The sequence below is a fragment of the Streptomyces sp. adm13(2018) genome (assembly GCF_008042145.1).
Lineage (GTDB): Bacteria > Actinomycetota > Actinomycetes > Streptomycetales > Streptomycetaceae > Streptomyces.
On the sequence record NZ_RDBH01000012.1, the window covers coordinates 19948 to 32377 of the forward strand.

The window sequence follows — 12430 nt, forward strand, 5'->3', positions numbered from 1 at the left end:
CCCCCACACCGGACCGTCACGGAGCCCTCCCCCTCCGGGCTCCTCCGATCAGGGAGAACCATGCCCACTCGTCACAGCAGACCCCCACACCGGACCGTCACGGAGCCCTCCCCCTCCGGGCTCCTCCGATCAGGGAGAACCATGCCCACTCGTCACAGCAGACTCGCCGGGGCATTGGCCGCCGCCGCGCTGGTCGTCACCGGCGGCAGCGCACTGGCGACACCCCCCGCGTCCGCGGTCTCCGCGGTCTCCGCGGCGCCCGAGGCCGCCACCTACACCGTCACCGTCGGCGCCAAGGGCTCCTGGACCCACCCCGACGACACGCCCGCGGGCGCGTACATCGACAAGGACGGCACCTTCTACTTCCAGCAGGCGCACGCGCTGTACGGCGCGAACGACCCCCGGAAGTGGACCTTCTACACCGGAACGAACTTCGACACCGCCACCCGCTCCGCCGCCCTCAGCGACGCGGTGAACCCGGCCAACTCCGCCGACCGCAACAACGACACCACCTGGCGCTGCAACAACAGCCCCACGGGAGTGGAGTCCACCCCGGCGCCCTCCACCGGCTCCTACGCGCACCGCAACTACTGCGACCTCGCCGGCGTCTGGGTCGACCCGGACACCGGGGACTGGTACGGGCTCGTGCACAACGAGTTCACCCCACAGCCCTTCGGCGACGGCGTCCACTACGACGGCATCGACTACGCCGTCTCCAAGGACCAGGGACGGACGTGGAGCATCAGGGACCACGTCATCACCTCGCCGCACAGCACCACGCGCGGCGACACCACGGCCTTCCCGCGTCAGACGTACCACTACGGCACCGGCGACCAGCGCCTGTTCGTCGACACGGCCTCCGGCTACTTCTACGCCTTCTACGGCTCCCGGATCGTGAACAAGGGCGGCGGCTGGGCCGCGTTCTACGGGCACGTCGCCCGCGCCCCGATCGCGTCGAAGATGGCCCCCGGATCCTGGCAGAAGTGGTACGACGGCGCCTGGTCCCAGCCCGGCGTCGGCGGCCGCGAGAGCACCATGGTCCCGGTCGGCTCCGGCAGCACCACGGGGTACACCCCGCCGTCGAAGGAGTACGACCCGGCCAACTCCGGCACCGTCGCCCAGCAGGTGGCCGCCGGCCTGACACCCCCGACGTCTCCGCTGTTCGTCATGGACATCACGTACAACGCCCACCTCGGCCTGTACATCGGCCAGCCCCAGGCGGTCGACCAGAGCGGGAACGCCTCCCAGGAGATCTACGCCACCGACAACCTCGCCACCCAGAAGTGGTTCCGCCTCGGTGACACCGGCGGCTACCGGAACGCCTCCTGGTACCGCTGGTTCCTCGACAGCGGGAACAGGACCGGCTCCGGGATCGTCGGCAAGGACTTCCGCTCGTACTGCTCCTTCGGCTGCTCCGGCGGCACCTCCGGCGAGTACGTCAACCTGTCGATCGGCACCACCGAGCCCGCCGCGCCCGTCGACGCGACCAGGGCGTACCGCATCTCAAGTGCCGGCGGCCGCGTCCTGGCCGAGGCCACCGGCGGCGCCACCACCTCGCTCGCCGCCGCCACCGGGTCCGCCCTCGAATCATGGATCTTCACCCCGAACGGCGACGGCTCCCACCGCATCGCCAACGCCTCCTCGGGCCGGCTGCTCGGCGTGAGCACCGCCTCCACCGCCACCCGGGCCTGGGGCACCAGGCCCACGGTCACCGCCGCACCGGCCGGCGGCGCCACCGTCGGTCAGCAGTGGTTCGTCCTGAAGGGCACCTCGCCGACGGACGGCACCCCCACCGGCACGTACAAGATCGTCAACCGGTACAGCGGTCTCGTCATCGGCCTCTCCGCCGACTCCGCCCGGCCCGCCGAGACCACACCCACCCGCACCTGGACCAACACCACGGGGAACGCGGTCGGCGGCGCCCGTGCGGCCGGGGAGCAGACCCTGACCTCCCTCCAGCTGACGGCGGTCGACTCCGCGGTGACGGTCACCCATCCCGGCGACCGGGCGACCACCGTGAACAAGGCCGTCTCCCTCCAGCTGACGGCGGTCGACTCCGCCGGAAAGCCCCTCGCCTTCACCGCGACGGGGCTGCCCGCCGGGCTCGGCATCAGCACCGGCGGACTGATCACCGGAACCCCCACGGCGACGGGCACGTCCACGGTCACCGTCACCGCGTCCTCCGGGACCGCCTCCGGCACGACCACCTTCACCTGGTCGGTGACGGCCGCCCTCGACGGCGTCCACACCCTCACCGCCGGGGGCAAGGCCCTCGACAACCCCGACCACAGCACGACCGCGGGCACCCGGCTCATCACCTGGGCCCCGACCGGCGGCACCAACCAGCAGTGGAGGTTCACCCAGCAGACGGACGGCACGTACGAGCTCAGGAACGTCCGGTCCGGGCTCTGCGCCGACGTCGAGGGCGGCTCCACCGGTACGGGCGCCCGCGTCATCCAGTGGACCTGCACCAAGGGGGCCAACCAGCGCTGGAACGTCGTCCGTCAGCCGGGCGGCACCCACACCGTCGCCTCCGCGGCGAGCGGGCTCCTGCTGACCACCGCCTCGGCCGCCGACGGAGCCGCAGTCACCCAGCAGCCCGACACCGGAGCGACGCTCCAGCGGTGGACCCTCTCCTGACGCCACCGCCGTGACCGGCCCGCCGGGGCCCCGGCCCGCCGTGACCGGCCCGCCGGGGCCCCGGCCCGCCGTGACCGGTCCGCCGAGGCCCCGGAGAACGACCGGGTCCCCGGCGGGCCGTCGCCGTGTCACTGGTCTCCGGCAGGTGACCGATGACGGGCGCCTCACCCGTTCGGAGTAGTTAAGCGATCGCCGCCGGAGCGGCGGCCGGACGATGACCCCATGAGCCAGAACACCGCACCCCGCCCGCCCGGCGCCGACGCGGCCGCCCGCGGCACCGCCGGGGGAACCCTGTTCGCCGGTGTCCTCCTCGCGGTCATCGGCATCCTGGACGTCCTCCAGGGCATCGTCGCGATCGCCCAGGACGACGTCTACGCCCGCGTCGGCGACTACGTCTTCGAGTTCAGCCTCACCGGCTGGGGCTGGGTCCACGTCATCCTCGGCGTGCTCGTCGGCCTCTCCGGCGCCGGAATCCTCATGGGCTCCGAGTGGGGCCGGATGGGAGGCATCACCCTCGCCGGTCTCAACACCGTCGCCCAGTTCCTCTTCCTGCCGTACCACCCCTGGTGGTCCCTGTTCTCCATGGCCCTCTCCATCGTCGTGATCTGGGCGCTGGCCACGGACCACACGACCTTCGAGAAGCACGGCACCGCCTGACCGCCCCACGGCGCACCACCACGGCGCGAACGGCGTACGGCTCCGATGCCCCGGAGCCGTACGCCGTCGGCGTTCACCGGGACAGCCGGGACTCGACGAGGGTGCCACCGCGCCCGCGGACTCCCCCGATTCCGACTCCTCAGCGGGCGTTGTCAGTGGGCGGGGATAGGTTCGTTCCTGTTCCGCCGCAGTGGCGTGAACAACCCCTCTGACGTGCATGGGAGAGGTACGTTGCCGGTCTGGGAGCTGTCGAGTACGGCGCGGGTGGTACCGCCCGCGCGACCGAGGAAACTCGCCAAGGTGCCGTTCGTCGAACTGGCCGACGGACGACTGCAGGGCGTCGTGTCCAGCGGGTCCGACGCGGGACGCGTGTACGTGTCCTCGATCGCGACCGGGACGTACGCGTACGCGTGCAGCACGAACAACAACCGTCCCTGTGGCGGCGCTCGGGGAGGGTTCTGCAACCACATCCGGGCCCTCGTCGCCGAAGCCGTCCTGCAGTACGGGCCCGAGCGCGTCGCCCGCTACCTGAAGGCCGACCCGGGCGACAGCGAGGCCGACGCCCACCACCTCGTCGCGCTGATGACCGCGACGCGGCCCGCGCAGGGCGACACCGCCGCGGCCGCCCCGGTGTTCAGCCGCTTCCTGCGGCACCTGGCCTACCTGGAACTGGAGCCGGTCACCACACCGCTGCCCGAGATGCAGTGGTTCCCGCCGACGAGGACGGTCGCCTGATGCGCACGGACCTGTTCACCGACCCCGTCGAAGGGCTCGACGAGGCACTGTCCGCCGTCGACTCCTTCGACCGGGCCCTCGTCTCCGGACTCCTCCGGCCGCAGCCCGACCAGGCCGCGGGCCTGGCCGCGCTCGCCGCCGCCGTCGGCGGCACGCCGCTGGCCGCCGCGGTCGCCGAAGCCGCCGACAAGGCCGCCGCCGGAGCCGCCGGCGAGGACCACCTCATGGCACTCGCCGCCGCCCGCACCGCCCTCATGGGCTCCGTCCACGACGCCCTGACCGAACGCGTCGCGGACATCACCGGCCGTTCCCCCGCCGAACGGACCGACGCGCAGGCGCCGACGGAGGAGCCCGGGGCCAACGTCCTCGCCGCCGCACGCGCCTGGCTGTCCGACCTCGCCCGCGCCGGCTGGCAGGGCATCGACCACGAACTGGTCGCCGGCGCCGCGCCCGTCGTCTCCGCGATGCTGCCGGACCCGCTGCTCCGCCGGCAGGCCACCCTGCTGGACGGCTTCGCCGCCGAACTCGCCGCCTCCTGCCCCGGCGCCACCCTGGACCGCGTACCGGTCCGCCGCTGGGCCGACCTGTGGACCCGCGCCCTCCTCCTCACCCTCCCCGGCGCCGCCAGGACCCCGGCCACGGCCCCCGCGACCGGCCGTCTGCTGCCCCTCGGCATCGACCTCCAGGAGCACGCGACCGCGGTCCAGGCCCAGGTCCACGCGGTGTTCGAACCCGCCGACGGCACGCCGTCGCGCCTCGTCCGCGCGGCGGTGTCCGCGCCCAAGCCCGACACGGTCGTGGGCGCGGGCCTGTGGCAGCTGCTCCGGCCGCACATGTCGCTGCTCACCGCCGTGGGCGAGGGCCGCGCCGTGGAACTGGACGGCATGCCCCTCACGGACGAGGGCGACCTCGTCTGGGACGAAGAGCGGGCCCGTACGGGAGAGCCCGCCGACGCCTTCGGCACGGCCCGCGTCGCACTCGCCACCGCCGCCGACCCGGTGACCGCGCCGCTCGACCGCCACCCGGCGCGGATCGCCGTCCCCGTCCTCCTGGAGGGCTACACCGCGGAGGAGGACGGCGAGGGCCGCCCGGTCCTCGCCGTCGCCGGCCACCGGCTGCCCGTCGACACCGACCGCATCCCCACCGCGGGTCCGCTCACCCCGGAGGCGCTCACCGCGTCCGGGGCGTGCCTGGGGCTGCTCCGATGGGACGCCGGGGAGTTCGTCCTCCAGCCGCTGGCCGTCGAGACGACCGTCCGGAAGAAGGCGGTCGCCGTCCACGCGGGCGCGTGGGCCGGCGGCACCACCGACAAGGCCGGTGCCCGCGCGGAGAAGGCGGCCACGGACTCCGTCGCCGTCCTGCGCGAACGAGCGGGAAAGCTGCTGCGCGCATGACCGATCCCGCGTCCACCGGCCTCCCGGCGGCCCGGCCGGCCACGCCCGACTCCGACGACAACCGCCGCCAGGTCCTGTACTGGCGCCTCCTCGCCCGCCTCTTCGACCCCGAGGAGCAGACCGCCCTGGAGTCGGCGAGCCTCGCCGTCGTCGAGGACATCGGCCTGCCGTCCGCGCTGCTCGACCCCGGCGCGTCCGTCGACTCCGTCGTCCAGCGCCACCCCGAACTGGCCGACGAGTTCGACGGACTGATGGCGCCGGAGCCGGAGCCCGACGGCGCCCGCGACCGCGCCGCCGAGGTCCGCCGCGCGGCGCTCGCCGCGAAGCTCCTGCTCAACGTCTTCTCCACCGGATCGGGAACGGTCTCCGCCGGGCAGCTGGCCCGCTGGCAGTCCGACGCCGGCTGGCTGGAGCGCTCGCTCGGCCACCCGCCCGGCGGCCTGCGCGGCGGAGGCGGCGCGGGCCCCGACGGCCCCGGAGCCGGACTCGGACTCGGCGACGTCGAGGCCGACCTCGTCCGCCGGATGCACCTGCGCGAGGTCCTGGCCGACCCGGCGCTCGCCGCCCGGCTCACCCCCAGCATGTCCCTGATCGAGCAGCTCCTGCGGGACAAGGGGAACCTGTCCGGCGTCGCCCTCGCCAACGCCAAGAACCTCATCCGGCGTTACGTCGACGAGGTCGCCCAGGTCCTGCGCACCCAGGTCGAGAAGGCCACCGTCGGCGAACTGGACCGCTCCGTCCCGCCCAAGCGCGTCTTCCGCAACCTCGACCTCGACCGCACCATCTGGAAGAACCTCACCAACTGGAGCCCGGAGGAGGAGCGGCTCTACGTCGACCGCCTCTACTACCGGCACACCGTCCGGCGGACCACACCACAGCGGCTCGTCGTCGTCGTGGACCAGTCCGGCTCCATGGTCGACTCGATGGTCAACTGCACCATCCTCGCCTCGATCTTCGCCGGGCTGCCGAAGGTGGACGTCCACCTCATCGCGTACGACACCCGCGCGATCGACCTCACCCCCTGGGTGCACGACCCGTTCGACGTGCTCCTGCGCACCAACCTCGGCGGCGGCAACGACGGCCCCGTCGCGATGGCCATGGCCCGACCGAAGATCGCCGAGCCCAAGAACACCGTCATGGTGTGGATCTCCGACTTCTACGAGTTCGACCGCTCCCAGCCGCTGTTCGAGGGCATCGAGGCGGTCCACCGGTCCGGAGTCAGGTTCATCCCCGTCGGCTCGGTCACCAGCTCGGGCCGCCAGGAGGTCAACCCCTGGTTCCGGGAGCGGTTCAAGGCCCTCGGCACCCCGGTGGTCTCCGGCCACATCGACAAGCTCGTGCACGAACTCAAGACCTTCCTCACCTGAGCCCGCCCAGAAAGGCCCTCACATGTCCGACCTGCTCCGCGCCCCCGCCGAGATCAAGTACGCCGAGGAGCTCGACTGGCTCGAGTCGATCGACGACCAGCCCAAGCCCTTCTCCTGGCGCCTCTCCCCGAAGATGGTCCGCCTCTTCGTCCTCGGCTCCGAGCGGGCCGACGGCCTGGACCGGGAGGTGACGCAGAAGTGGTTCGGCGACCGCAGCTTCGTCGAGCGCTCCATCGTCACCCTCGCCTCCGACCGCGGCCTGCTCCTCATCGGCGACCCCGGCACCGGCAAGAGCTGGCTCGCCGAGCTGCTCTCCGCCGCGATCAGCCGCAACTCCACCCAGGTCGTCCAGGGCACCGCGGGCACCACCGAGGACCACATCAAGTACTCCTGGAACGTGTCGATGGTCATCGCCAAGGGCCAGTCCCGCGAGTCGATGATCCCCTCGCCGATCATGACCGCGATGGAGACCGGCACCGTCGGCCGCTTCGAGGAGCTCACCCGCTCCACCAGCGACGTCCAGGACGCCCTCATCTCCATCCTCTCCGAGAAGTACATCTCGGTGCCCGAACTCGACGGCGCGGGCGGCGAGAACATCGTCTTCGCCCAGCCCGGGTTCTCGATCATCGCCACCGCCAACAGCCGCGACCGCGGCGTCAACGACCTCTCCTCCGCACTCAAGCGCCGCTTCAACTTCGTCCGCATCCCGGTCGTCACCAACAAGAAGAGCGAGGCGGAGATCGTCCGCTTCCGCACCGAGGAACTGCTCCGCCGGCACGCGATCGAGCTGGACGTGCCGCCCACCCTCCTCGACGTCCTCCTCCAGAGCTTCGCCGACCTGCGCGCCTCCGCCGCCGCGGCCGGCAGCGACGACGAGAAACTGGAGTCCGCACTGTCGACGGCCGAGCAGATCGGCGTCCTGGAGGACGCGGTCCTGCACAGCGACTTCTTCGGCGAGCGCACCCTGACGGCCCGCGCCCTCGCGTCCTCCCTGGTGGGCACCCTCGCCCGCCGGGAGCCCGAGGACCTGGCCATCCTCAACAAGTACCTCCACGGCGTCGTCGAGCCCCGGGGCAAGGAGCAGGGCGGCTCCTGGCCCGAGTTCCTCGAAGGCGGCCGCGAGGCGATCGCGAAGCTGGCATGAGCGGCCCGTACGAGAAGCCCGCGAGCCCCTCCTTCACCGCCCTGCGCGGGCAGCTCCACGAGGCGGCGGCCGAGTTCGCCGGCGGCCGGGACGCGCTGGAGGAGATCCTGCTCGGCATGGTCGACGACGTCGACCGGGCGGTCGCCGAACCGCTGGAGATCTTCCCGGTCTGCCACCACTCACCCGCCTCCGCCCTCGCCATGGCGAGCCGCCTCCGCGAGAAGCAGCCCAAGGTCGTGTACCTGGAGCTGTGCGAGGACATGGCCCCGCTCCTCACCGAACTCCGCAACTGCCGGCTGCCCGTGGCCGTGCAGGCCTTCGCGAGCGAGATCGACGGCTTCCCGCCCGACTGGGCCCCGCTCTCGGTCGTCGCCCCGATCACCGAGGCCTCCGCCGAGTACCAGGCCATCGCCTACGCCCTCGACACCCCCGGGGTGGAGCTCGTCCTCGTCGACCGGTCCTCCGACCACGTCTTCCAGTGGGACACCCGGCGACCCGCCGGCGACGAGGCGCCCGCGACCGGGGCGGGCGCGGAGCCGGAGGCGGCCCTCCACGGCGAGGCCGTCGGAGTCGAGATCGGCGACCTCCGCCCGCGCTTCGCCGAACTGGAGGAGCACCTGCTGCGGCACGGCAAGGTGCGGCACTGGTCGGAGTGGTGGCACCAGTACGTCGAGGTCCCGCTCGGCGACAGCGACCACGACACCTACCGCCAGGTCATGTTCCTCATCGGCAGCCTGTTCCGCCGGCTCGCCCCGGGCGGCGGCGAGCGGGTACGGGTCGACGAGGACCGCGAGCGGTACATGTGGACCCGGATGCGCGAGCACCTCGCCGCGACCGGCACCGACCCCGCCGACTGCCTGTACGTGTGCGGGGCCTTCCACGCGGCCAGCCGCGTCGAGGAGTTCGGCATCGGCGGCACCGGCGACTTCACCGTCTCCCCGCGGACCGCCACCATCTGGCAGTACGGACTGATCCCCTCCAGCCACGCGGCGATCGAGGCCCAGTTCGGCCTCGCGTCCGGCTCCGTGTCGATCGCCGCGACCGAATGGGCGAAGAACCTCAAGCGCACCCGGGTGCGGCCCTACCGCCTGGAGGGCCAGGCCGGTGCGAGGAAGCCGGCCGCGCGGAAGACCGCGGCGAAGACCCCCGCGACCGCGCCCGCCTCCGGATCCGCGGCCGCCCCCGCCTCCGTACCGGCGGAGGACCGGCTCACCGGTTTCCTCCGGCAGCCGCCCGCCCTCCACGGCCTCGACGAGGCCGAACTCCTCGGATGGTCGGTGGACATCGTCCGCGCCGCCCGCCGCAGCGGCTACCTGGCCTCCACCGCCGACGCCATCGCCGTCTTCGAGACCTCGATCCTGCTCGCCGGGATGCGGGACCGGGCCAAGCCGACGCCGTACGACTTCCAGGACGCGGCGGTCACCTGCATCGAGAAGGACACCGTCCCCGGCCGCCGGGACGTCCGGCGGCTCGTCGAGATCATGATGGGCGGCGACCGGATCGGCCAGGTCGGCTACGAGGCGCTGCCGCCCCTCGCCCGCGACGTCCACGACCGGCTCGCACCCCTGGGACTCAACCTCCAGCAGCGAGGGGTCCGGCGGGCCCTGCTCGACATGGCGTCCCGGCCCGGACTGCGGGCCTGCTCCGACGTCCTCTGGATGCTCCGCCGCCTGCTGCCGCCGGGCGCGGCCCGCACGGTGATGGGGGAGCGGCGGCTCGGCGAACGCTCGATCCAGGAGTCCTGGGACCTGTCGCTCGGCACCCATCAGCGCGCCCTCATCGAGCTGGGCTACGAGGGCGTCAGCCTGGAGCAGGTCCTGGAGCAGCGGCTGCGCCGCACCGCTTACGGGCCGCGAGCCACCACCGCCGAGGTCCTCGCGGCCGTCGAGGACGCGACACTCCACCTCGGCGGCCGTCGGCTCGCCGACGAACTGGGCGGCCGCGCCCTGGAGGTCCTCGCCGGTGAACGCACGGTGGACGGCGCGCCGGAGGTGCTGCACCGGGTGCGCGGCCTCCTCGCCTACTACCGGACCAGCGAGCCGGTCCTCCCTCCGTGGATCGAGTCCTTCGTCAGGGCCGGGTACGCGCACTACTGCACGCTGCTGCCGACGGCCTTCCGGGACGAGGACGCGACCGTCGGCCAGGTGGCGGCGATGCTGGGCTTCCTGTTCAGCATGGAGAGCCTGGCGCTGTCGCTCGGCTGCGACCGCACCCAGCTGGAGCTCGCGGTCGCGCAGTCGCACCCGGGCGATCCCGCCAAGACCGCCCTGCTGTGGGCCGCGCAGGTCCAGCTCGGGACGCTGTCCCGGGGCGAACTCCGCGGCCGCTGCGACGAGCTCCTCGGCAACCCCCTGGTGGTGCCCTCGTACCCCCGTTACCTCAGCGGCTTCGTGCACGCCCTGGAGCCGGTGCCGGGCCTCGCGGACGTCGTCGTGGAGGCCGTGTCCAACGCCTTCGGACGACTCCCCGACCCCGTCCTGCTGCCCTGGCTGCCCACCCTCATCACCACCCTGAGGTCGAACGCCGCCGACCTGGCCCCGCTCCTCATCCGCGAGGCGGGCCGGATCTTCCCCGCCCGCCTCGCCGCCCTGGACACCTGGGTCCCGCCGTGGCACGCCCGGCCGGCGGCCCCGGGGCCGCCGGGCGCCGCGACGGCCCGCGGCGCGGCGCTGCTCCCGCGGCATCCCGAGACCTGCGACGCGCTCGCGGACCTCCTGGGCGTCACGGACGGCTGGGGTCCGGTGGGTGGACCGGCCGAGGAACCGGGGGGAGCGGCACTCCTGTTCACCCACCGCGCGACCTGTGACGCGGTCGCGGACCTCCTGGGCTGCGACGGGTCCTGGGCGCCGGGCGCCGGTACGGCGGGCGGACCGTCCCTCACGGCGCGACACCCGGCCACGGCCCACGCGGTCGCCGCGCTCCTCACGGCGCAGTGACGCCGCACCGGCCGCCGGACGGTCGGCGGCCGGTGCGGGAGGGGGGGAGAGGGCGCCGGGCGGGTCAGCGGTCGAGCGCGTCCAGGACCGAGCCGAGGTCGACGAATTTGAAGCCGGTCGAAGGACGGTCCCCGTCGCCGGGGGTGTCGTGGCCGTCCTGCACGACCAGCAGGCCGTGGGGGTACTTCGGGCCGAGGGGGGCGTTCAGGGCGGCGGCGCCGTCGCACTCCTCGGAGCCGTCGAGGACCCTGCTCGCGGGCCCGACCCGGAAGCCGCCCTCGTACTCGTTGCGGTCGGCGAGCTCCCGGTCGTAGGCGGCGAAGGTGTCGTCGCCCTGGCTGGAGGCCAGCAGGTAGCCGTCGCCGCCTGGCTCGGTGACGAGCGTGAGCCCCTCGACGTCCGAGGAGATCCGGGTGCCGCCGAAGCCGGGGTCGGCGCCCGGAGTGCACTCCTCGGTCTCCTCGTCGTAGACCCCGGGAACGCCGTACTCGCGGACCTTGTCGACCAGCTTCGGGGTGCCGGTGAGGTCGGCGCGGAGCCGCCAGATGCCGACGTCCTCCTGGCCCGCGTACAGGGTGCCGTTGGCGGGGTCGACGACCATGCCCTCGACCTGCGGCAGTTCGCCGGGCTCGCCGCACGGCGCCCACGACGTGCCGTTCGGCAGCCGGAAGGAGGCGGGCAGCTCCAGGGTGCGGATCGTGCGATAGGTGACCGTGCCACCGGCGGCCGGGAGGAGTTCGAGCAGCGTCACGGCGGTCCGCTCGCGCCGGCTGACCAGGGCGAAGGCCTTGCCGGAGGCCGGGTCCGTCCAGGTCGCCAGGCCGTACGCGGTGCGCTGGTCGTTGATCTCGGCCTGGTCCCGGGAGAAGACCGCCGGGGCGGCGGGGTCGGTGACGTCGGTCAGCGGGCCGCCGGCGCGGTCGCGGTCGATGCGGTAGAACCGCAGCCGGTCGTGCCCGCGGTCGCTGGTGACGGCGAGGTCGGCGCGCCCCGAGGAGAGCCGCAGGCCCTGCACCAGGTCCACGTTGTTGAACCGGCCGGGGGCGTCGTCGGGTCCGGCCGCCGGTGGAGCCGCTATCGACTGGACCGGACGCGCGTCCAGGTCGTAGACGCGCAGGCCGCCCTCCTTGGCGGTCGCGATGACGAGGCTGCGGGCGGGGGCCGCGCGGTTGCGCCAGATGGCGGGGTCGTCCGCGTCGGCGTTGCCGCCCGCTTCGTCGTCGTGCAGCACCGGGGTCTCCGCGCGGGGGACCACGGCCGGCAGGGTACGGGCGGGGCCGTGGTGACGGGCGTCGGCCCGGGCCGGCACGGCGAGGGCGGCCGCGGCGAGCGCCGTGGCGACGGCGAGCACGAGCGGTCGGGCGGTACGGGGGCGAGTCACGCAGGTCTCCTCTGGAGGGGGCTCGTACGTCCTGCGCGAGCGTGCTGCCCTTCCGTGTCGGCCGGGGGCCACCGCCCGGCCGGGGACGCGAAGTCCAGGTGTACGTGCGGTGAACCCGGCGCGGGCCGCGAGGCGTGGCACTCTCCGGTTTCCGGCGTCGGCCGCGCGGTGTGCCT

General features: G+C 73.5%; 8 protein-coding genes. 7 read left to right on the forward strand and 1 reads right to left on the reverse strand.

Annotated elements, in window-relative coordinates:
- The first annotated feature begins 141 nt into the window (after positions 1-141).
- The 7 genes from EAO70_RS00940 (at position 142) to EAO70_RS00970 (ending at position 10873) form a co-directional block, all read left to right on the forward strand.
- Positions 142-2640, forward strand: a complete 2499-nt coding sequence (locus tag EAO70_RS00940) for an RICIN domain-containing protein (protein WP_148001129.1) — start codon at positions 142-144, stop codon at positions 2638-2640.
- Positions 2641-2862: 222 nt separating this feature from the next.
- Positions 2863-3297, forward strand: coding sequence for a hypothetical protein (locus EAO70_RS00945; protein ID WP_148001130.1), 435 nt, complete (start codon positions 2863-2865; stop codon positions 3295-3297).
- Positions 3298-3528: 231 nt separating this feature from the next.
- A complete protein-coding gene (locus EAO70_RS00950; protein ID WP_148001131.1) occupies positions 3529-4032 on the forward strand; it encodes a hypothetical protein in 504 nt (167 codons plus the stop codon).
- Complete coding sequence (locus EAO70_RS00955; RefSeq protein WP_261992578.1) at positions 4032-5426, forward strand: hypothetical protein; 1395 nt, start codon at positions 4032-4034, stop codon at positions 5424-5426. Before EAO70_RS00950 ends, EAO70_RS00955 begins: the two co-directional genes overlap by 1 nt.
- Complete coding sequence (locus tag EAO70_RS00960; protein WP_148001133.1) at positions 5423-6793, forward strand: VWA domain-containing protein; 1371 nt, start codon at positions 5423-5425, stop codon at positions 6791-6793. The genes EAO70_RS00955 and EAO70_RS00960 overlap by 4 nt, the downstream gene beginning before the upstream one ends.
- A 22-nt stretch (positions 6794-6815) precedes the next feature.
- Positions 6816-7937, forward strand: coding sequence for an ATP-binding protein (locus EAO70_RS00965; RefSeq protein ID WP_148001134.1), 1122 nt, complete (start codon positions 6816-6818; stop codon positions 7935-7937).
- Positions 7934-10873, forward strand: coding sequence for a DUF5682 family protein (locus EAO70_RS00970; protein WP_148001135.1), 2940 nt, complete (start codon positions 7934-7936; stop codon positions 10871-10873). Before EAO70_RS00965 ends, EAO70_RS00970 begins: the two co-directional genes overlap by 4 nt.
- Before the next feature lie 64 nt (positions 10874-10937).
- Here the strand turns inward: EAO70_RS00970 and EAO70_RS00975 are convergent, their stop codons facing one another.
- Entirely contained in the window at positions 10938-12254 is a 1317-nt protein-coding gene (locus EAO70_RS00975; protein ID WP_148001136.1) for a phytase, read from the reverse strand.
- Between the last annotated feature and the right edge of the window lie 176 nt (positions 12255-12430).